Below are 21,052 nucleotides of genomic sequence, written 5' to 3'. Positions count from 1 at the left end.
TCCTCAGTGGCCGTGTTCGGCGTCGCCCTTGGCCAGTTCGGCCTTGAGCAGGAACGCGTTGGCACCGACGATGCGTTCGTCGCCGCGCAGTCCGCCGAGGATCTCGATGCGGTCGCCGGCGCGCCGCCCGACCAGCACCGGCTGCGCCTTGAAGCCGCCCGCGACCGCCACGAACACCGCGTTGCGGCCCTCGACGGTCTGCACCGCATCGGTGGGGACGCTGAGCGCGCCGTCCTGGCCGTCGGTGACCAGCACCGCCGAGAGCGGTGAGCCGGCCGGCGGCAAGGGCGCATCGATCGGCATCGCGCGGATCACCGCGGCGCCGCCCTGCTGGCGCAGGTCGGCCGCCGCCGCCGTGACCCTGGCGGCGAAGCTGCCACCCGTTCCGCTCACCTCCAGCGCCATGCCGGGCGAGACCTGCGCCGCCAGCGCCGGCGGCGCGCTGAACACCAGCTCGTTCAGCGCCGGATCGGCGACCTCGGCCACCACGCTGCCGGCCGCGACCACGCTGCCGGGCGTGACCTGCACGTTGCCGACGATGCCGGCCACCGGGCTGACGATGCGCACGCGGCCGCTGGCATCGGGGGCGCCGCTGGCCGCGGCCTGCGCCTGCGCGGCGGCGGCCTGGGCCTGCGCCGCCAGTGCCCGCGCATGCGAGGTTTCCAGTTCCTGGCGGGCGACCACGCCCTGCGCAACCAGGGCGCGGTCGCGGTCATGCGCCAGGCCGGCCGCCTTGGCCTCGGCCGCGGCCGCCAGCGCATTGGCGCGGAACACCGCGGCCTCGCCGCTGACCACGATGGCCAGCGGCTGCTGCGCCTGCACCGCGGCACCCGGCGCGACCAGCACACGCTCGACCCGCCCGGTCACCGTGGAGGCGACCGAGGCGCGCGCGCCCACTACCGGTTCGACCCGGCCGGCCAGGCGCACCGAGGCGCCGCCACCGCGGCCGACCGCGACCACGTCCAGGCCGGAGGCGGCGATCTGTTGCGGCGTCAGCCGCACCACATCGTCGGTTTCGGCGTTGGACGCGGTCTTGGCCGCTGGCGTGCGCGCTGCGTCCGCGTGCTCGGCGCCATGGCCGTGCGCGTCATCGGCCGCCGGGGTGGCCCGCTTGTCGTCGGCGCAGGCGGCCAGCAGGAGTGCCAGCAGCACGCTGCCGGCAAGGGAAATCGAACGGGACAGGTTCATTGTGCCTCCATGAACGGCGCGCGCCCTTCCAGGCGGGCTAATGCGATTTCCGCCGCGACGCGCGCCAGGCGCGCGTCCACCGCGGTGCCGCGCGCGGCGATGAGCGCCGCGCGGGCGCTGCGCAGCTCCAGTTGTGCGATGCGTCCGGCGTCGACGCCGATGCGGGCCAGGCGGTAAGCCTCCTGCGCGGCGGCCACGCTTGCGTCGGCGGCGCGCGTGCGGCTGTCGGCGGCCTTCAGCGTGGCGAGCGCGGACAGGCGGTCGGCGGCGCTGGCGCGGCGTTGCTGCTCCAGCCGCGCCTCGGCCGCGCGCCGTTCGGCGCTGGCGGCACGGATGCCGCCGCGGTTGCGGTCGAGCAGCGGCACGCTGAGGCTGACGCCGAGCGTGTAGGCATGGGCGCGGTCCTCGCGCAAACGCGTCTGCGCGGCGGTCAGGCTCAGCTCGGGCAGGGCACGCTTGCGCTCCACCTCGACTTGGCGGTCGGCAGCTTCGGCCTCTGCGGCGGCGATGCGCACCGGCAGCGCTGTCGCCTCGGTCGCGCGCGGCGACGGCGGCGTGCGGTCGAGCAGGCTGCCCTCGAGGGACTGCACCGGCGTTTCCAGCAGGGCGATCGCCGCCAGGCGCGCCAGCGCCGCGTCGCGGAACGCCTGCGCCTCGTCCAGCGCCGCGGTGGCCTCGGCCACTTCGCTGCGCGCCTGTACTGCGCGCAGCTGCGGCTCACGGCCCTGCGCGACCATCGTCTCGACGGCGGCCGCATCGTCGCCGATCAGGCCCAGCGCTTCCTCGGCCAGCGCATAGCGGCGCAGGGCGCTTTCGGCCAGCGCGTAGGCCGAGGCCATCTCGCTGGCGGCCTCGCTGCGGTGCTGCGTGCCGCGCATGGCGGCCGCGTCGGCCTCGGCGCGGGCTGCGCGGATGCGTGCGCCGCGTTGGCCCCACAGTTCCAGCGGTTGCGACAGGGTCAGCGAGGTTTCGGCCCGGCCGGTGCCCGCATAGGTGCCGCTGCCCCAGGCGTTTTCGGTGGACCAGGACAGCGACGGGTTAGGCAGCGCCCGGGCCTGTTCGGCGCGCGCATCGGCGGCCTCGGTCAGCGCCGCGCCGACGCGGCTGCCGGGCAGTTGGTCGAGGCGTTGCAGCAAGCTGTCGTACGAAGGGGCGGTCTGCGCCATCGCCAGCGCGGCCGGTGCCAGGCCCAGCAGCACGGCGACGACCCGCCCGGCCGCGCGCGGCGGCCGACGTGTCGGAGTCGACATGAGCAAATTCCAGAGGTGAGGGAAACGGAACCCCGCGATCGCGGGACACGCTCAACTCACGCTCTGGGCGGGCGCTTCAATCCGTCCTGGACGACGCCCGCAGGGGACGCGTCGACGGCCTGCATCCAGCGCGCCGGTCGCGGCGCGCCGAACACGGCGAGGGCGCTCGCCGGCAGGCTCAGATTCGAGTGGTGGCAATGGTTGTGGCTGCAGGCGCCGGCATGCTTGCCGTCGCTGTCCTCGCCATCGGCATGCGCCGCGGCGGGCGCGTGCACCGCGTCGGCCGATTCCGGCTCCAGCGCGCAGGCCAGCGCATCGGCCACCGGCACGACCACGAACGCCGCCAGCAGCAGCATCAGCAGGGAGGTACGCAGTGGACGGAACAGGCGGCGCATGGTCTGGGGAGGCTAGCAAGCGGCTTGCGCCGGATACAATAGCAACGCCCGCCGGGTCCCTCGGCCCGGACCCGCGCGCGTCGCCTGCTCCTGTGGACAACTTGCACAAGCCCTTGATCGCCTGCATAATGCGCGGCTCGCTGTGCCCGACGAGGTCGGGGCCGGCGGCCGGATGCGCGATCTCCGGCCGGCCTTTCCCAGCGTAACCGTTTGATTTCCCACGTCGCGTGGTGGCCGCAGGCTGCCGGGGCCGCCGTCTCCCAGGCTATGGGCGACCCAACTACTATCGAGGTGCGCAATGTCCCGCGTATGCCAAGTGTCCGGCAAGCGTGTGCAGACGGGTAACAACGTCTCCCACGCCAACAACAAGACCCGTCGTCGTTTCCTGCCCAACCTGCACGAGCGCCGTTTCTGGGTCGCCAGCGAGAACCGCTGGGTCAAGCTGAAGGTTTCCGCGCACGCGCTGCGCACCATCGACAAGAACGGCATCGACACCGTTCTGGCTGAGCTGCGTGCGCGCGGCGAAAAGGTCTGAGGAGTAGAGCATCATGGCAGGCAAGCGCGATAAGGTCCGTATGATTTCCTCGGCCGGTACCGGCCACTTCTACACCACGGACAAGAACAAGAAGAACACCCCGGGGAAGATGGAATTCCTCAAGTACGATCCGGTCGTGCGCAAGCACGTCCTGTACAAGGAAGGCAAGATCAAGTGATCGGCTGATCCTCGGATCGCTGCTCACGTTGCACACGGAACCCGCCGCGAGGCGGGTTTCGTGCGTCTTGGGGATGGAAAACCCTGCCGCCGCTACGGCCATGGTTGCGTTTGCCGGCGCAGTCCGCAGAATCGGGCGACCTGGGTTGCGAGGATCGCGATGCTGCCGGTCTGGTTGGAAGGCACGTGGCTGCTGGCGCTGGACTGGTTGATCCGGCTGGTGGCGCTGTTGTGGATCCCCACCCGCACCACGCCCGGCGCGGCGCGCAGTTGGCTGCTGCTGGTGGGCTTCGTGCCGTTGCTGGGGCTGCCGCTGTACCTGTTGCTCGGCCATCCTTGGCTGTCGCGCGAGCGCATCCGCCGCCAGGCGCTGGCCTCGCAGGTGATCCGCGAGCAGCAGGTGCCGCTGACCGCGCTGCGCTGGGCGCCGCCGGCCGACACCGTGGTCGCCGAGGTGGTGCCGCTGGTCGAGCGCCAGGGCGACTTCATGCCGACCCACGGCAACAGCGTCGAGCTGCTCGACCGCTATGCGGCCTCGCTGCAGGCGCTGATCGACGACATCGACGCGGCGGTCGAGCGCGTGCACCTGCTGTATTACCTGATGTTCGACGACGCGGTCGGCGATGCGGTGAGCGCGGCGCTGCTGCGCGCCGCCGCGCGCGGCGTGCAGTGCCGGCTGTTGCTGGATGCGCGCGGCGGCCGCCGCGGCCTGCGCCGCTACCGCAGGCGCCTGCATGCGGCCGGGGTCGAGGTGCAGGCGCTGCTGCCGGGCGGGCTGCGCTGGCGCCGCAGCGGTCGCATGGACCTGCGCAACCACCGCAAGATCGCGGTGATCGACAACCGCGTCGGCTACATCGGTTCGCAGAACCTGGCCGAACCGCAGTTCGTGCCCGGCCATCCCAACCGCGAGCTGGTGGCGCGGGTGCAGGGGCCGGTGGTGGCGCACCTGGAAGCGGTCTTCGCCAGCGACTGGTTCATCGAGACCGGGCAGCGCCTGAGCGTGGTCGCGCCGGCCTCCATCCACGGTGGCGGCGTGGCCGCGCAGCTGCTGCCCAGCGGGCCGGCGTACCCGTTCGAGAACGCGCGCGACACGGTCAACGCGCTGATCCATCTGGCACGGCGGCGCATCGTCATGGTCACGCCGTACTTCGTGCCGGACGAAGCCACGCTCAGCGCGCTGCGCATCGCCGCACTGTCCGGGGTGGACGTGCAATTGATCCTGTCCGAGAGCAACAACCAGCGGCTCACCGCCTGGGCGCAGGAGGCGTATTACGACGAGCTGCTGCGCAGCGGGGTCAAGATCGCGCTGTACCGGCCGTGCTTCCTGCACGCCAAGCACCTGAGCGTGGACGAAGGCATCGCCCTGGTCGGCTCGATCAACCTGGACATCCGCTCGTTCGCGTTGAACGCCGAGGTCGGCATGCTGTGCTACAGCGCCGCGGTGGTGCAGCGGCTGCGCGCGGTGGAGGCCGACTACCTGGCCGACGCGCGGGTGCTGACGTTGCAGGACTGGCGCAAGCGACCGGCCTGGCGGCGCAGCCGCGAAGGCATCGCGCGCCTGGCCGATGCACTGATGTGACGCACGCCGATGACAGGCGCATGACGCGCTCATGCGCGATCGGTGCCGGCACATGCACCACGGTTCTCAGTCGTGGGCCGGGCCGGTGGGGGCTTCCCTTACAATCGCGGCATGAATGAGCTTGTGCCCAGCGAACCGGCCGACGACGACTGCGACATCGCCATCGTCGGCGGCGGCGCGGCCGGCGTGCTGGTCGCGCTGCAGTTGCTGCACCAGGCCGGCACCGCGCTGCGCGTGCAACTGATCGAATCCCAGCCGGCGCTGGCGCAGGGCGTGGCCTATGCGACGCCCTGCGCCGAACACCTGTTGAACGTGACGGCCGGGCGCATGAGCGCCTTCGCCGAGGCGCCCGACGACTTCCTCGACTGGCTGCAGCAGCAGGCGCTGTATCCGCAGCTGTCGCGCGCGGCGCTGGCCGAGGCCTACGTGCAGCGTCGCCATTACGCCGCCTATCTGCGCACGCGCCTGCTGCAGGCGCAGGCCGCCGGGCCGGCGCGTCTGCAATGGCGCCAGGCGCGGGTAGTGGCGTTGCATCCGCAGCCGGCGGGTGGACAACGCCTGCAGTTGCACGATGGCGGTCAGCTGCATGCCGGCGCCACCGTGCTGGCGCTGGGCAACAGCCTGCGCCCGTTGCCGGCGCGCGGCGCGCCCAGTCTGGATGCGCCGACGCGGGTCGAGGCCTGGGACTACGCGCAGTTGCAGGCGATTCCGCGCGAGGCCACTGTGTGCATCGTCGGCTCCGGGCTGAGCATGGCCGACAGCGTGCTGACCTTGCTGGCCAACGCGCACCGCGGCCCGGTGCACGTGGTCTCGCGGCATGCCTTGCTGCCGTTGCCGCATGCCGCACATGGCGCCCCGGCCGAGTTCGATGCGCAGGCGCTGCTGGCGATGCCGCTGCGTCAGCGGATGCGCGCGCTGCGCCGCCACGCGGCCGCGGCGCAGGCGCAGGGCCGGCCCTGGCAGAGCGTGATGGACCGGGTGCGGCCGCTGAGCCAGGCGCTGTGGCAATCGCTGTCGGTGACCGAGCAGCGCCGCTTCCTGCGCCACGTGGTGCGCTACTGGGACGTGCACCGGCATCGCATCGCTGCGCCGGTGTTCGCACAACTGCAGGCGATGCGCCGGGTCGGCCAGTTGCGCCTGCATCGCGCGCGGCTGGACACGGTGTTCCCGGTCGGCGCCTGCGTGCAGGTCAACGGCATGGGCGCCGACGGCGTGCCGCTGCAGCTCGACGCGCACTGCGTGATCAACGCCACTGGCGTCGAACTGCGCGCGCAGACCATGCGCAATCCGCTGCTGCACCAATTGCTCGGCTGCGGCCATGCGCAGCCGGGACCGCATGGCATCGGCGTGGGCAGCGCCGCGGACGGCGCGCTGCTCGACGCCGATGGCAAGGCGACGCCGCGCATCCGCGTTCTCGGCAGCCTGCGCATCGGCAGCCTGTGGGAAAGCCTGGCGATCCCCGAACTGCGGGTGCAGGCGCAGCAGACCGCGCAGGCACTGCTGGCGCTGGAGTTGCCGATGCCTGCCGCGGCGCACTGAGCGCCGCGGGCCGCGCGTTTGCGGCGATCCGATGCGGCGCGGCCGAGGTATGGGCATACGCCTCGCATCGCTTGCGTTTACCACGGCGGACCGACGTGCGACCGCGTAGGAGCGCTTCAGCCGCGACGCACAGTACTGGCCGTGCCGGTCGCAATTGAAGCCGCTCCTTCAGGTGCGGCACTCACCTTGTCGGAGGACTGCACTGTGGGAGGGACTTCAGTCCCGACGACGGAGGGTGTCAGTCGGCTTTCGGCTTCGTTTGTCGCGCTGCATGACAGGTGACTCCCGCACATGCGTGTCCCATCGCGATCAGCGCCTTGCCTCGACCGCGTCCTGTGGCGTGCGCCCGAGCAGCACGCAGATCGCGATCGCCGCCAGCGCGGTGATCGCCGCCAGCACCCGGGTGAGCGTGCCGAAGGCTGCGGCATAGGCCAAGCGCAGTTGCGCTGCGGACAACGCGCCTTCCTGTAAGGATGCCGGTAGATCGCCGGCGACCAGCCGTTGCGCGGTATCCGCCAGGATGGCGTGCGGCAGCAGCGGCGCGACCGCGGCCAGCCGCATCTGCACCAAGGCAGCGAGCAGGGCCGCCACGCTGGCCAAGGCGATGCCTTCGCCGGCCACGCGCAGGGTGCCGAACATGCCGGCAGCCATGCCGGCGCGTTCGGTCGGCACCACGCTGACCGACAGCGCATCCATCAGGCCCCAGGGCAGGGCGGTGCCGGCGCCGATCAGCAGCAGCGCCGGCAACGCCTGCGCCGGCGGCCGTGCACCCAGCCAGCACAGGCCGGCCGCGGCCACCGCCAATCCGGCCGCGGACAGCCAAGCCGGGGCGATGCGCTGCGCCAATGCGGCGGCCAGGCTCGGCACCAGCAGCATCGGCGCCGACAGCGCCAGCAGCGTCAGGCCGGCGCTGGCGGCCGGCGCGCCATCCACGCCGATCATGCGCAACGGCAGCAGCACCAGCAGCACCACGTAGCTGTAGCAGGTGGCGACCGGCAGCAACTGCACGCCGACGAAGCGCCGGTAGCGGAACAGGCTCAGGTCCAGCAGCGGATGGTGGCGGCGCCGTTCGATCCGCACGAAGGCAACCAGCAGCAGCGCGGCGGCACCGAGCAGGGTCAGCGTCACGGCGTTGCCCCAGCCGCTGTGGGGGCCTTGGATCAGGCCGGCGGTGAACAGCGCCAGCGCCGCGCTGAAACACAGCGCGCCGGCGCGGTCCGGCGGTCCGGCGGCCGGGTTGCGCGAGGCCGGCAGCCAGCGCGCAGCCAGTGCCCACGCCAGCGCCGCGACCGCGGCCACGCCGAAGAAGATCGCGCGCCAGCCGAGCCGTTCGCTCAGGGCGCCGGCGGCCAGCGGGCCGAACGCCAGGCCGGTGCCGAAGGTGGTGCCGAGCAGGCTGAACGCGCGCGTGCGCGCCGCGCCGGTGTACAGCTGCGCCAGCGCCGCGGTGCCGGCGGCGAGCGCGGCGGCGGCGCCGACACCCTGCAGCGCCCGCCACAGATCGATCGCCGCGACCGAACCGGCCACGGCCACGCCCAGGGTCGCCAGGGCGAACAGCGCCAGGCCGCCAAGAAACACCCGGCGCCGTCCATGCCGATCGGCGAGCGCGCCGGCGGCCAGCAGCAGGCTGCCGAAGCTGAGCATGAAGGCGTTGGTGATCCAGGCCAGGGCCAGCGCGCTGCCGCCCAGGGCCGCGCCGATCGCCGGGGTGGCGACGGCGCCGCCGGAGAAGTTCAGCGGCAGCGCCAGGGCGGCCAGGCACACTGCGGCCAGGGCGGCGCCGCGGCGCGGCATGGGAGTGGAGCGGGAGGTCGAAGCGGAGGTCATCGGAGCGACTCTTGCGGCGGAGATCGGGACGCCACTAGAGATACCGAGGCGGCAATCCGCGAAAAAGACCGCAATCCTCCGCGCTTTGCGGAATAAAACGCTCTAATATCCCGGCATGGACCGCCTCACCGGCATCGTCGCCTTCGTCAGTGCCGCCGAGCAGCGCAGTTTCGTCGGTGCCGGCCGCGTGCTCGGCCTCTCGGCCTCGGCTGTGGGCAAGAGCGTGGCCGCGCTGGAGCGCGAGCTCGGCGTGCGCCTGCTGCAGCGAACCACCCGGCGCATCGCGCTGACCGCCGAGGGCGCGCTGTTCCTGGAGCATTGCCAGCGCGTGCTGGCCGACCTGCGCGAGGCCGAGGAGGCGCTGGCGCAGACCCGCCAGGCGCCGCGCGGGCGGCTGCGGGTCGGCCTGCCGACCATCGGCTACCGTTTCCTGGTGCCGCTGCTGCCCGAGTTCCGCCAGCGCTATCCGGACGTGGAGCTGGACCTGGCGTTCGACGACCGCGTGGTCGACCTGCTCGAACACGGCCTGGATGCGGTGATCCGCAGCGGCGTGCAGGCCGACTCGCGGCTGCTGGCGCGACGCCTGGGGCCGTTCCGTTTCTGCCTGTGCGCCGCGCCGGATTACCTGCGCCGCCGCGGCGTGCCGCAGACCCCGGCGGATCTGGCCGCGCACGACGGCCTGCTGTTCCGCGTGCCCGACACCGGCAAGGCGCAGGATTGGCCGCTGGCCGAACCGGCGCCGCTGCCGCCGGCGGTGCTCACCTGCAACAACATGGAAGCGGTGCGCGCCGCGGCGATCGCCGGCATGGGCCTCGCCTGCATGCCGGCGTTCCTGGCGCAGGACGCGCTGGCCGACGGCCGCCTACAGTCGCTGCTGGACGCGCACATGGCCGACGGTGGCGCGTTCTTCGTGGTGTGGCCGTCGCGCCGGCAACTGTCGCCGAAGCTGCGCGTGTTCGTGGATTTCCTCGCCGAACGGCTGTTCCGCACCGAGTGACGCCACGTCGCCTGCTGGGCGGCACGCGCTGTCGCAGCCGCTGCGCCGCCGCAGCGGGTAAAATGCGGCGGTGGATGTCTCCCATTTGCTCGACGATCTGAACCCCGCCCAGCGCGAGGCCGTTTCCGCTGCGCCCGGCCACTACCTGGTCCTGGCCGGCGCCGGCTCCGGCAAGACGCGCGTGCTCACCCATCGCATCGCCTGGTTGCACCAGGTGCATGGCGTTCCGGTGCACGGCATTCTGGCGGTCACCTTCACCAACAAGGCCGCGGGCGAGATGCGCCACCGCGCCGACCTGCAGTTGCGCAACGGCAGCCGCGGCATGTGGATCGGCACCTTCCACGGCCTGGCGCACCGCCTGCTGCGCCTGCACTGGCAGGACGCCAAGCTGCCGGAAAGCTTCCAGGTGCTCGATTCGGACGATCAGCTGCGGCTGGTCAAGCGCGTGGTGCAGCAACTGGAGCTGGACGAGGGCAAGTTCCCGCCCAAGCAGATCGTGTGGTGGATCAACCAGCAGAAGGACGAGGGCCGCCGCGCGCAGCACATCCAGCCGGAGCCGCGCGACGAGTGGGTGACCACCCTGCGCAACGCCTACGCGCTGTACCAGGAACGCTGCGACCGCGCCGGCCTGGTCGACTTCGCCGAACTGCTGCTGCGCGCGCACGAATTGCTGCGCGACACCCCGGCGTTGCTGGCGCACTACCGCGCCCGCTTCGGCGAGATCCTGGTCGACGAGTTCCAGGACACCAACGCCATCCAGTACGCATTCGTGCGCGTGCTCGCCGGCGACAGCGGCCACGTGTTCGTGGTCGGCGACGACGACCAGGCGATCTACGGCTGGCGCGGCGCCAAGGTCGAGAACGTGCAGCGCTTCCTCACCGATTTCCCCAGCGCGCAGACCATCCGCCTGGAGCAGAACTACCGCTCCAGTGCCAACATCCTCAACGCCGCCAACGCGGTGATCGCGCACAACCCCGACCGCATCGGCAAGCAGCTGTGGACCGACTCGGGCGACGGCGAGCCGATCGACCTGTACGCGGCCTACAACGAGGTGGACGAGGCGCGCTACGTGGTCGAGCGCGTGCGCCAATGGGTACGCGACGGCGGCAGCTACAGCGAGGCGGCGGTGCTCTACCGCAGTAATGCGCAGTCGCGCGCGTTCGAAGAGGCGCTGATCGCCGAACAGGTGCCGTACCGGGTCTATGGCGGCATGCGCTTCTTCGAGCGCGCCGAAATCAAGGACACCCTGGCCTACCTGCGCCTGGTCGCCAACCGCGCCGACGATGCGGCGTTCGAGCGTGCGGTGAACACGCCGGCGCGCGGCATCGGCGACCGCACCCTCGACGAGGTGCGGCGCCTGGCGCGCGCGCAGTCGCTGTCGCTGTGGGCGGCGGCACAACAGGCCGCGCAGCAGGGCGGCGACCTGGCCGCACGCGCGCGCAATGCGCTGGGCCAGTTCCTCGGCCTGATCGAGCAACTGGCCTTGGACGTGGCCGGGCTGCCGCTGCCCGAACAGATCGACCAGGTACTGGCGCGCTCCACCCTGCGCGAGCACTGGAGCAAGGAGAGCCGCGGCGGGCTGGATTCGGAGTCGCGTACCGACAACCTCGACGAACTGGTGTCGGTGGCCTCGCGCTTCGTCCGCGCCGACGGCGACGAGGACGCGGACGAAGGCCGCCAGGCGATGACCGAACTGGTCGCGTTCCTGGCCTATGCCTCGCTGGAGGCCGGCGAAGGCCAGGCCCAGGCCGGCGAGGAGGGCGTGCAACTGATGACCCTGCACTCGGCCAAGGGTCTGGAATTCCCGATCGTGTTCCTGGCCGGCATGGAAGACGGCCTGTTCCCCAGCGCGCGTTCGCTGGAGGAGAGCGGGCGCCTGGAGGAAGAGCGGCGCCTGGCCTACGTCGGCATCACCCGCGCCCGCCACAAGCTGGTGCTGAGCTATGCCGAATCGCGGCGCATCCACGGCCAGGACAACTACAACGTGCCCTCGCGCTTCCTGCGCGAGATCCCGCGCGAGCTGCTGCACGAAGTGCGGCCGAAGGTGCAGGTGTCGCGCAGCGCCTCGCTGGGCGCGCCGCGAAGCCTGGGGCACAGCGTGATCGAGGCCCCGGCGATCAAGCTCGGTGCCAACGTGCAGCATCCCAAGTTCGGCGGCGGCGTGGTCATCGACTACGAAGGCAGCGGTGCGCACGCCCGCGTGCAGGTGCAGTTCGACGAGGCCGGCGCCAAGTGGCTGGTGATGGCGTACGCCAATCTGACGGTGTTGTGAATGACGGCAGCGGGCGGACCTCGTGCCGTCTCGCGATCATGGCGTGCGCTTGTGCGCGATGCAGATGCCGTCATTGCCCGCGTTCTCGGCCTGATCGCACAGGGTCCAGCAACGTTGCGTCGGCCGTGACCAGGCGGTGGCGATGCGCTCGCATTGGGTGATGGCGTCCTGCAGGTCGCTGGCGGATTGCCACCCGCACCCCATCATGGGCAATGAAACGTGAGGTTCGCTGATCGCAGTGTCACCCACGACCAGAATTGCGCGCTTCCCCTGGTTCTCGCGAAAGAACGCCGCTGCCTGCTGCGGCGCGGCGCACTGCATCAGCAATGCCGCGACCTCATTGCGGTAAACGATGATGCGTAGCGCATCCGGGCGGTAGTCCAGGCGCGCCGCACCGCGATCCACGCAGATCCTCGCAGTGTCGGCAGGCGATGCGACCAGTTGCCGATCCTGACCCCGTGTCGTTGCCGAACACGGCATGCCGATCCAGACCGGCGGCGGTTCGCTGCGCGACGTATGCGATGGCGATCCCGCCGCACCGCAGCCGCCGAGCAGGCTCGTCCAGATGGCCGCGGCGGCCATCCTTGGCAGCCCGCGTCTTGATGTGCGCAGGCAACGCATCACCTTGCGCATGCGTCAGCGCTGCGACGCCGCGACGCGGGTGAAGTAATTGGTGCGCATCGTCGGCGTGCCGTCCGGTGCGAATGCGGAGACCGTCTCGGTCATCGAGCGTCCGTCCGCGGCGACGGTGTAGATGCGGGTCGAGGCCACGCTCCTGTCCTTGGACAGCATCATCACCAGAACGTTGGGCGCGGGCATCTGCAGGGCAAAGACATCGGCCTCGAAGCTGTTCTTCACCGGCGTGGCGCGGCCATCGAGCGCGGCGACGCCTTCGGCATGCATGGTGCCGCCGCCCTGTTCGGCGATGTCGACCTTGACCGCCCACTTGCCCTTGCCCGCTTCACTGAAGCGCAGGGTGACGGCCTTGGGCCGATCCTGGGGGGGGCGATCCAGGCGCGCCACGTCCACGGCCCAGTTGCCGAGCAGGGGCGAGGGCGCAACGGGTGCGGCGGAGACGGACAGACACGGCGACAGCAGCGTCGCGAGCGCGACGGCGAACAGCGGTTTCATGCGACCTCCCGGAAATGGTGTGCGGCGATGAGGACAGCCAATGGTGTGCGCTGCGCGCGTTGACGCGGTCGACCGTACCGGGGCGCCGAAGAGCGCATCCGTGCGGCGGCATGACCGTCCTGCTCCAGGACGCGTGCGCTGCGACGCTAGCACCGGAGGCGTACCGCAACAAGTGCGGTGGTCAGGGGGCTGGGCCGGCCGCGTGCATGGCCGCGCTCAGCCTGCGCCGCGCCGCCGCCGCGCCTCCAGCAGCGCGTAGCCCGCACAGGCCAGCAGCAGCGGGCCGAGGTAGTAGAAGGCGCGATACGCCAGCACTGCCGCCAGCAGTTCCGCTTGCGGCGCCTGCGTCCCGAGCAGCGGCAGCACCACCGCTTCCAGCACGCCGATGCCGGCCGGCACGTGCGCGATGGCGGTGGCCACGGCCGCGGCCAGCAGTGCGCCGAGCACCGAGAGGTACGCCACGCCGGCCGGCATCAGCACGTACAGCAAGGCACCCATCAGCGCCCAGTTGCCGGTGCCCAGGCCGAGTTGCAGCAGCGCCAGCGGCAACGGCGGCAGATGCAGGACGTGGCCGCGCACCTGCAGTGTGCGGCCATGCGCGCGCTTGCAGGCGATCAGATACGCCAGCACCGTGGTCAGCATCGTGGCGCCGATCCAGGGCAGCGCCGCGCCGCTGAGCGGCCACTGCGCCGGCATGCGCAGGCGCCCGCTGACCAGCAGCACGCCGGTCAGCAGCAGATAGCCCACCCAGTTGGTGGCGATGGCGAAGCCGACCACGCGGCTGATGGTCGCCAGGCCCAACCCGGCGCGTCCGTACAGACGGTAGCGCAGGGCAGTGCCGCCGATCAGCGCGCCGACATTCAGGCTGAACGCGTAGGCGATATCCGCGATCGCCATGACCCGCGGTGTCGGCACGGCATGCGCGGCGTAGCGCCGCGCGGCCAGGTCGTAACCGGCATACAGCAGGTAGCTGGCCAGGCTCACTCCGGCCGCGGCGGCCAGGGTGCGGGCATCGTAGCCGGCGAGGGTGGTGCCGACCTGCGCCCAGTCCACGGTGCGCGCCGCACGTACCAGCAGGACCGCCACCAGCGCCAGGAAGGCCAGGTAGGCGATGCGACGCAGCAGGCGCCAGTGCGTGCGGTTCATGGCGTGTGCCGGCTGCGCCGCAACACCGCGGTGCGCGGCGTGCGCTTGGGCAGGCGGCTGGCCCACTGCGGCACGTTGCGCAGCAGGTGGAACAGCAGCGGCCGCAGCAGCGGTTGCCAGAAGCGCCCGCGTGGCACCTGCGTGGGCACGACCTCGCGGCAATGCCGCTGCATCAGCCGCTGCAGGCGCCCGTGCAGGTCGCGGGCGAAGGCGGCATCGCGGATCACCAGGTTGGCTTCCAGGTTCAGCGCCAGGCTCAGCGGATCCAGGTTGCTCGATCCCACGGTACTCCAGTGCCCATCGATCACCGCGACCTTGCCGTGGAACGGGCGCTCGCAGTACTCGAAGATGTGCACGCCGGCGTCGACCAGATGCCGGTACAACGCACGTGCGGCGAACAGCGCCAGCGGCGTGTCCGGTTGCCCCTGGAAGATCAGCTTCACCGCCACCCCGCGGCGCGCGGCGGCGCACAGATCGCGCAGGAAGCCATAGCCGGGGAAGAAATACGCATTGGCGAGCACGATCTCGTGCCGCGCGCTGCGGAACGCCTGCCGATAGGCGCGTTCGATGCTGCGCGAGCGACCGGCATTGTCGCGCGGCAGGAAGCACACCTCGGCCTCGCCGGCGGGCGGCATATCGACCTTCTCCTGCGGCACCCAGCCGGCGCCGGTGCCGTGGGTAGCCAGGGTCCGGCGTACGAACGCGACCATGTCCGCCACCACCGGGCCGTGCACCTCCACCGCGTAGTCCTGTTTGGCCTCCGCACCGAAATCGGCCAGGTGATCGGCCGACCAGTTGATGCCGCCGATCATGCCGATCCGCCCGTCCACCACCAGCAGCTTGCGGTGCATGCGCCGGAACACGTTCAAGCGCATGCCGAGCAGGGTCGGCTGATGGTCGAACAGACGCAGTTCGGCCCCGGCCTCGGTCAGTTCGCGCACGAAGCCGGGCGAGAGATCCGGCGAGCCGAACGCATCTACCAGCAGGTGCACACGCACGCCGCGGCGCGCGGCGGCGACCAGGTGGTCCTTCAGCGCCAGGCCGACCTTGTCCTCGAACCAGATGAAGGTCTCCAGCAACACCTCGTGCCGGGCCGCGTCGATCGCGGCGAAGGCGCGCGGGAAGTACGCATCGCCGTTCTCCAGCAACTGCAGGCGATGGCCCTGGCGCCAGCGCGTGTCGCGGTCCACGGCCCGCTTCACAGCACGATCCTGGCGTGCAGCGGGGCGTGGTCGGACAGGTGCGACCACGGTCGGCCGGTCAGCACCCGCGCGGTCTCGATGCGCACGTTGCGCACATAGATGCGGTCCAGCGGCAACAGCGGCCAGCGCGCGGGGAAGCTGCGCGCCACGCGTCCGTACAGGTGCGCGAAGGCCTCGGTCAGGCCATGCCGCTGCAGCAGCGGATGCCCGCGCTGGCGCCAGTCGTTGAAGTCGCCGGCGACGATCAGCGGCGCCTGTGCCGGCAGTTCGGCGATCAGTGCGCCGAGCAGGCCGATCTGCCGGCGCCGGTGCGTCTCGCGCAGACCGAGGTGCACGCAGATCGCGTGCACCGCCACATCATGTCCTGGAATTTCCAGCACCGCATGCAGCAGCCCGCGGTGCTCGTGGCCGGCGATGGAGACGTCACGGTTGACGAAGGAGGCGATCGGGAAGCGCGACAGCAACGCGTTGCCGTGGTGTCCATGCGGATACACCGCATTGCGGCCGTAGGCGAACTGCGGCCACAGCGTGTCGGCGAGGAATTCGTACTGGCTCTTCGCCGGCCAGTCGGCGTGGCGGCCGGCATGCAGCTGGTGTTCGCCCAGCACTTCCTGCAGGAACACCAGGTCCGCGGGCAGGGCGCGGAGCGCCGCGCGCAACTCCGGCAGCATGAAGCGCCGCTTCAGCAGGCTGAAGCCCATGTGCGCATTGATGGTCAGCAACTCGATCGCAGGCATGCCGGAGCGGGACGAAAAACGACGTCCGCCATTGTCGCCGGCGTGCGCGTGCGGCGCGTGACGGCGTCGCGTCGCGCACGTGCCGCCGCTGCGTTTCCGGCAGCGGCGGCAGGCGTGGACTCAGCGCCGTGCGGCGATGATCTTGCTCAGGTAGTCCGGCGTGCCCTCGACCCGCACCAGGTGCGGATACTGCAGGCCGTCGTGGTAGTTCACCGGCACGTCGCGCACGCCGCCCTGGTACTTGAGCGTCAGCACGATCGGCGCACTGCCGCCCTTGGCGTCGGCGATGGCCTGCTTGAGCGTGTCGCGCGAGTAATCCTGGCCGTTCACCGCCAGCACCGTGGCGCCGCTGCTGACCCCGGCCTTGAACGCCGGCCCGTCCCACAGCACATCGTTGATGCTGGCGTCGTCGTTCATCACCAGGCCGATCGACCAGGCGAAGTTGTAGCGGTGCCGCGCCGACTGGTGGCGGCCGTCGTACTGCTTTTCGAACGCGCTGGGCTGGTCGGTGTACACCAGCTTCCAGCCGCTGGCCTGCAGGCCTTCCAGCAGTGGCGGATCCACCTGGTACACGCGCCGGTTGATGTAGTCGGCCCAGTCGTAGTGGACCACGCCGTCGAGCGCGGCAACGACGTCGTCGAAGGTATAGGTCTTGACCGCGAAGCTGCCGTCGTCGACGCCGAAGAAGGCCTTGGCCACGTCGTCCAGCGACTTGCGCCCGCCGCTCATCGCGCGCAGCTTGGCGTCCACCGCCAGCCACACCATCTGCCCGCCGCTGTAGTAGTCCTCGCTCATCTGCCAGCTGCGGTAGGGCAGCGGCGCACGGTGCGCGGCGGTGGGATCGTTGGTGGTGTCCTCCAGCGAGCGCCAGCGGAAGCCGGCGCGGTTACGGTCATAGTTGGCGGCGGTCATCGCCAGCGCGTCGCGGAACTGCTGCGGCGTCCACATCCCGGCGCGCGCGGTCAGCACATAGCCCCAGTATTGGGTCTGGCCCTCATAGACCCACAGCAGCGAGTCGCCCATCGGCACGTTGAAGGTGGGCGTCCACAGGTCGGCCGGGCGCCGGAACTTGCCGTTCCACGAGTGCGTGTACTCGTGTGCGAGCAGGTCGCGGTCGGGCGCGTTCTCGTCCCAGGCGCTGAAGTAGTCGGCGGCCAGTCCGTTCTCGCTGGACTGGTGGTGCTCCAGGCCGTTGCCGCCGAGCACGTCCGACAACGAGAACAGGAAGTCGTAGTGCGCGTAGTGGTGCGAGCCGAACAGCTTGATCGCCTGCACCGGCAGGTTGCGGTGCGCCTGCAGCTGCTCGGCGCTGATGTCCAGGAAGCGCGGCGCATCGGCGACCACGTCCAGGTGCACCGGCGCGCCGCCGGCCGGGGTCAGGTCCACGCGCTTGAAGTAGCGCCCGGCATAGATCGGCGAGTCGACCAGGGTGGTGAAGTCCACCGGCTTGAAGGTGGTGGTGGCGCCGTCGCGGCTGGCGGTCTCCAGCGCGGTGCCGAACTCCCAGCCGGCCGGCAGGGTCACGCTGGGCGTCACGGTGATGCCGCGGGTGTCGTGGCCGGCCGGATACAGCGCCACCTTGTTCCACTCCAGTTGCAGCATCTTGTCGGTCATCTCGAAGCCGTCGTCGCGCGGCGACAGGTACTGGAAGCTGGCCTCGATCGCGCTCACGCCCTGCGGCACGTCGACGTGGAAGCTGTACACGTCGAAGGTGTCGCGGCGCCACGGCAGCGGCGTGCCGTTGGCGGTGAGGGTGAGGCCGGCCAGCATCGCCACCGGCCCGCTCGGCGAATGGTCGCCGGGGATCCACTGCGGGTACTGCAGGGTCAGCCGCCCGGCGCTGACCGGGATGGTCTCGCGTACCCGGTAGATGCCCTGGCGCACGTCGCCGGCGTCCACCTGCAGGGTCAGTGTGCCGGGATAGGGCGTGTCCTGCGGCGCCGGCACGTCGGGCGTGCGCACCACCTGCGCCTGCGCGGCGCCTGCGAGCGCCAGGCCGATGCCGAGGACCAGCGCCCGGCGGGCGCGACGGAAAACGGGGAAAGCGGTGGCGGACATGCGCGGCTCCGGAAGGCGGGATGGGTGCGGAAACGCGGAACGTTAGCACTTGCTGCCATCGCTGGCGTGCTGTGTCTGTCTGGCCTAGGAAAGCCAGGCGATGCGGTGCATGCGGAAGCCGTGTGGCCTGTGGCGGTCGGGGTGCAGGGCACGACGATGACCTCGGCGACCTGTTTCATCGCCAGCGACTGGGGTGTTCTCAGTCCGCGGTTGCCATCGCGGTGCCTGTGGGCGATCGGATCGCCCGGATCGCGCAGACGGAGAGTGCATCCGCCATGCCGACCGTGGCCTTGTGGGAGCGGCTTCAGCCGCGACGCGCGGTGATTGAACTCGCGATGACGTCCTCAATGAACGGTGTCTTGATCGAGGACGCAGGCACCCAGGCAAGGGCACGCGCTCACCGCTGCCAACCGTTGGCCGACGATGCCAGCGCGGCGCAGTCGGCAGCCTTTACGCCACCGCGTACGTGTCGGCGCGCGACTAGTCCTTCAACGCCCCATCGTTCGGATCGCTGGCGGCATAGGTCGAGGTCGGCAACTCCGCAGCGTGTGGATGCCGCAACGCCTCGCGCAGCGGCGCCGGCAGGTGCTCGACCGCCAGGATCACCTTGCCGAAATGCACGTCGCGCACCGCGCTCGCCGGCACCACGAAATCGCCGCCGTTCTCGATATTGACGACGAACGTGGCGCCGCCGTCGCGCACCTCGCGCACCGCACCCACACCGACCTCGCCGTCGGCGACGAACACCATCTGACCTGCTTCCACACGCTGGGACATCGTGCACCACCTTGTCTGGGGAAACTCTTGTCTGGGGAAAACGTCCGCGCGGCCCCGCATCGCCGGCACGGTCGTTCGATGATCGGATGCGCGTGCGTTGCCGGACGGTGAATGCGGCGTGGCGCGCAGGTCATGACATCGCCGCAACGGCTAAGCATGTGGCATGACCCGCGGCGGGCGTGCGCCGTCACGCAGCGCGATGCGATCATGCCGGTTCACCACCGCCTGGGAGGGCAAGGATGCGAAGCGAAAAAGAGAAGATGCTGGCCGGCGAGGCGTATCGCCCCAACGATGCGCAACTGCAGGCCGAGCAGGACGCGGCCAGCGCCTGGATGCGGCGCTACAACGCGGCGCTGGCCGAACCGCCGGCGCGGCGACACGCGTTGCTGGTCGAAGGACTGGGTTCGGTCGGACGCGGCGCGGTGGTACGGCCGCCGTTCCATTGCGACTACGGCTACAACATCCACCTCGGCGAGGACGTGTTCCTCAACTTCAACTGCGTGATCCTGGACGTGGCGCCGGTGCACATCGGCGCCGGCACCCAGATCGGGCCGGCGGTGCAGCTGTACGCCGCCGATCATCCACGCGAGGCCGCGCAGCGCGCCGAGGGGCTGGAACTGGGGCGGCCGGTGACGATCGGGCGCAACGTCTGGATCGGCGGCGGCGCGATCGTGCTGCCGGGCGTGACCATCGGCGACGACGCGGTGATCGGTGCCGGCAGCGTGGTCACCCGCGACGTGCCGGCCGGCGCGCGCGTGGCCGGCAATCCGGCGCGGCCGCTGAAGCCGCACAGCGACTGAATTTGATCCGGGTCAAGGCGAGCGCTGCGCAGCGGGTGTGCAATGCTTTCCTGGCCGCCACGCGCGGCGTTACCGGAGCACCGCCATGTACCAGCGCATCCTGATCGCCATCGATGGTTCCGAGTTGTCCGCCAAGGGCCTGCAGCAGGGCCTGGCGCTGGCCGCCGCGCTCGGCGCGGAGGTGGATATCGTCACCGTGTCCGAGCCGTGGGCGATGGGCATGTACGACGCGATGGGCTGGAGCGTGGGCTACGAGGCCAGCCCCGAATACCGCCAGGACCGCGAAGCCGGCGCGCAGAAGATCCTGGCGCCGGCACTGGCCGCCGCCGAGGCGACCGGGGTGACCGCGCACGGCCGTCACGTGCTCGACCGCTACGCCGCCGAGGGCATCATCGACATGGCCGTGGCCTGCAACAGCGAGCTGATCGTGATGACCTCGCACGGCCGCCGCGGCATGAGCCGGGTCCTGCTCGGCAGCCAGACGGCGGAAGTGCTCGCCAACAGCCAGATCCCGGTGCTGGTGATCCGCTGAGGCCCTGCCCGGCGCAGGCCAGCGCGGTCCAGGTGGTGGAACGTCGGCGGCCTGCGTTCGGCGGGAACGGCCGATCGCGGGCGCCGCAGCGCGCCGTGCCTTTCGCGCAACCAGACACGGAGGCAATGCTGCGACAGGCGGGTCGACCCGCCATCCGGCGCTGCGCGCAGCACGCCGCTCCGGCTGATGGGGAAACATTTCCTGGTGCGCTGACGGTCGGCAGCGCACCAGGTGTGTGTCACCAGCTGTACAACTTCCAGTACACCGGCGAGACATTGTCCTTGCTGCCGTCCACTTCCATATGGCCGTCGCCGTTGCGGTCGTACAGGTAGTAGGCCGGGCCGCGCGCCGGGGTCACCTTGACCATGCGCAACTGGCCACCCACGCGGTATTCGTCGACGGTATCGCCGTTGTCCATCTTGCGCTGGGTCGTTTCCGCGCCGCGCACATCCATCGGTGCACCGTCCGGGCCCAGGCCGGTCGAGGCGCAGCCCGCCAGCAGCAACAGCGGAACGAGGATCAGGGCTTTCATTGCGGTGTACTCCACGGGCAGGACAGGCGCAGAGTATGCGCCGAGTGTCCGCATGCGGTGTGCGAATGGTGGCCGCACCCTCATCCCAACCCCTCTCCCGGTGGGAGAGGGGCTTTGGCTGTTCCCTTCTCCCATCGGGAGAAGGTGCCCCGCAGGGGCGGATGAGGGTACGGGCGAAGCTCGTGGATCCAGGTCAGCGGGTCGCTGCGCGCCGTACCCTCACCCCAACCCCTCTCCCGGTGGGAGAGGGGCTCCTGGCTGTTCCCTTCTCCCACCGGGAGAAGGTGCCCCGCAGGGGCGGATGAGGGTGCGGGCGCAGCCTCGTGGATCAAGTCAGCGAGTCGCTTCGCGCCGGACCCTCACCCCAACCCCTCTCCC

20 protein-coding genes are annotated in these 21,052 nt (G+C 70.9%); 8 read left to right on the top strand and 12 right to left on the bottom strand.

Annotated features, from left to right (window positions below; all coding sequences use genetic code 11):
* Positions 1–3: 3 nt before the first annotated feature.
* From PG878_RS20215 to PG878_RS20205, 3 genes are read right to left on the bottom strand one after another with little or no spacing between them, the layout of a single operon-like run.
* Entirely contained in the window at positions 4–1,188 is a 1,185-nt protein-coding gene (locus PG878_RS20215) for an efflux RND transporter periplasmic adaptor subunit (RefSeq protein WP_209030094.1), read from the bottom strand.
* Positions 1,185–2,438, bottom strand: coding sequence for a TolC family protein (locus PG878_RS20210; protein WP_209030095.1), 1,254 nt, complete (start codon positions 2,436–2,438; stop codon positions 1,185–1,187). The genes PG878_RS20215 and PG878_RS20210 overlap by 4 nt, the downstream gene beginning before the upstream one ends.
* A 56-nt stretch (positions 2,439–2,494) precedes the next feature.
* Entirely contained in the window at positions 2,495–2,833 is a 339-nt protein-coding gene (locus tag PG878_RS20205; protein WP_017908581.1) for a hypothetical protein, read from the bottom strand.
* A gap of 298 nt (positions 2,834–3,131) precedes the next feature.
* Here PG878_RS20205 and rpmB point away from each other — a divergent pair, with 298 nt between their 5' ends.
* From rpmB to PG878_RS20185, 4 genes are all read left to right on the top strand, one after another.
* On the top strand, positions 3,132–3,368 hold the full coding sequence (rpmB, locus tag PG878_RS20200) for a 50S ribosomal protein L28 (RefSeq protein WP_010342733.1): 237 nt from the start codon (positions 3,132–3,134) through the stop codon (positions 3,366–3,368).
* A gap of 10 nt (positions 3,369–3,378) precedes the next feature.
* A complete protein-coding gene (rpmG, locus tag PG878_RS20195; RefSeq protein ID WP_169411268.1) occupies positions 3,379–3,546 on the top strand; it encodes a 50S ribosomal protein L33 in 168 nt (55 codons plus the stop codon).
* A 159-nt stretch (positions 3,547–3,705) separates the two neighbouring features.
* Positions 3,706–5,124 (top strand): cardiolipin synthase, encoded by a 1,419-nt coding sequence (gene cls / locus PG878_RS20190; RefSeq protein WP_209030096.1) that lies wholly within the window; start codon positions 3,706–3,708, stop codon positions 5,122–5,124.
* A gap of 111 nt (positions 5,125–5,235) precedes the next feature.
* Complete coding sequence (locus tag PG878_RS20185; protein WP_209030097.1) at positions 5,236–6,663, top strand: FAD/NAD(P)-binding protein; 1,428 nt, start codon at positions 5,236–5,238, stop codon at positions 6,661–6,663.
* A 309-nt stretch (positions 6,664–6,972) separates the two neighbouring features.
* On the opposite strand, the gene PG878_RS20180 is transcribed toward PG878_RS20185, so the two are convergent.
* Entirely contained in the window at positions 6,973–8,490 is a 1,518-nt protein-coding gene (locus PG878_RS20180) for an MFS transporter (RefSeq protein WP_209030098.1), read from the bottom strand.
* A 115-nt stretch (positions 8,491–8,605) separates the two neighbouring features.
* On the opposite strand from PG878_RS20180, the gene PG878_RS20175 reads away from it, so the two are divergent.
* Both PG878_RS20175 and uvrD read left to right on the top strand, forming a co-directional pair.
* Entirely contained in the window at positions 8,606–9,487 is an 882-nt protein-coding gene (locus tag PG878_RS20175) for a LysR family transcriptional regulator (protein ID WP_209030099.1), read from the top strand.
* Positions 9,488–9,557: 70 nt separating this feature from the next.
* The gene (gene uvrD / locus PG878_RS20170) at positions 9,558–11,759 is read left to right on the top strand and encodes a DNA helicase II (protein ID WP_209030100.1); all 2,202 of its coding nucleotides are present in this window, start codon (positions 9,558–9,560) and stop codon (positions 11,757–11,759) included.
* Positions 11,760–11,795: 36 nt separating this feature from the next.
* On the opposite strand, the gene PG878_RS20165 is transcribed toward uvrD, so the two are convergent.
* The 7 genes from PG878_RS20165 to PG878_RS20135 form a co-directional block, all read right to left on the bottom strand.
* The gene (locus tag PG878_RS20165) at positions 11,796–12,392 is read right to left on the bottom strand and encodes a hypothetical protein (protein WP_209030101.1); all 597 of its coding nucleotides are present in this window, start codon (positions 12,390–12,392) and stop codon (positions 11,796–11,798) included.
* Positions 12,393–12,395: 3 nt separating this feature from the next.
* Positions 12,396–12,890, bottom strand: a complete 495-nt coding sequence (locus PG878_RS20160) for a hypothetical protein (protein WP_209030102.1) — start codon at positions 12,888–12,890, stop codon at positions 12,396–12,398.
* Between the two features lie 216 nt (positions 12,891–13,106).
* On the bottom strand, positions 13,107–14,036 hold the full coding sequence (locus PG878_RS20155; protein ID WP_244672493.1) for a lysylphosphatidylglycerol synthase domain-containing protein: 930 nt from the start codon (positions 14,034–14,036) through the stop codon (positions 13,107–13,109).
* Positions 14,033–15,238: a cardiolipin synthase ClsB gene (clsB, locus tag PG878_RS20150; RefSeq protein WP_209030104.1), complete on the bottom strand. Its 1,206-nt coding sequence runs from the start codon at positions 15,236–15,238 to the stop codon at positions 14,033–14,035. The genes PG878_RS20155 and clsB overlap by 4 nt, the downstream gene beginning before the upstream one ends.
* Positions 15,235–15,975, bottom strand: a complete 741-nt coding sequence (locus PG878_RS20145) for an endonuclease/exonuclease/phosphatase family protein (RefSeq protein ID WP_209030105.1) — start codon at positions 15,973–15,975, stop codon at positions 15,235–15,237. Before PG878_RS20145 ends, clsB begins: the two co-directional genes overlap by 4 nt.
* Positions 15,976–16,095: 120 nt before the next feature.
* Positions 16,096–18,033 (bottom strand): M61 family metallopeptidase, encoded by a 1,938-nt coding sequence (locus PG878_RS20140; protein WP_209030106.1) that lies wholly within the window; start codon positions 18,031–18,033, stop codon positions 16,096–16,098.
* A gap of 480 nt (positions 18,034–18,513) precedes the next feature.
* Positions 18,514–18,810, bottom strand: a complete 297-nt coding sequence (locus tag PG878_RS20135; RefSeq protein WP_209030107.1) for a hypothetical protein — start codon at positions 18,808–18,810, stop codon at positions 18,514–18,516.
* Between the two features lie 239 nt (positions 18,811–19,049).
* Here PG878_RS20135 and PG878_RS20130 point away from each other — a divergent pair, with 239 nt between their 5' ends.
* Both PG878_RS20130 and PG878_RS20125 read left to right on the top strand, forming a co-directional pair.
* Positions 19,050–19,610: a sugar O-acetyltransferase gene (locus PG878_RS20130; protein WP_209030108.1), complete on the top strand. Its 561-nt coding sequence runs from the start codon at positions 19,050–19,052 to the stop codon at positions 19,608–19,610.
* 85 nt (positions 19,611–19,695) lie between these two features.
* Positions 19,696–20,142, top strand: a complete 447-nt coding sequence (locus PG878_RS20125) for a universal stress protein (protein ID WP_209030109.1) — start codon at positions 19,696–19,698, stop codon at positions 20,140–20,142.
* 238 nt (positions 20,143–20,380) lie between these two features.
* Here the strand turns inward: PG878_RS20125 and PG878_RS20120 are convergent, their stop codons facing one another.
* Positions 20,381–20,674 carry a DUF2782 domain-containing protein gene (locus PG878_RS20120; RefSeq protein WP_017910345.1) on the bottom strand — a complete coding sequence of 98 codons (294 nt, stop codon included), beginning with the start codon at positions 20,672–20,674 and terminating at the stop codon, positions 20,381–20,383.
* Between the last annotated feature and the right edge of the window lie 378 nt (positions 20,675–21,052).

The sequence above is a fragment of the Xanthomonas hawaiiensis genome, from assembly GCF_031834635.1.
Taxonomy (GTDB): Bacteria; Pseudomonadota; Gammaproteobacteria; order Xanthomonadales; family Xanthomonadaceae; genus Xanthomonas_A; species Xanthomonas_A sacchari.
This window is presented reverse-complemented; position numbering and strand designations above follow the sequence as displayed.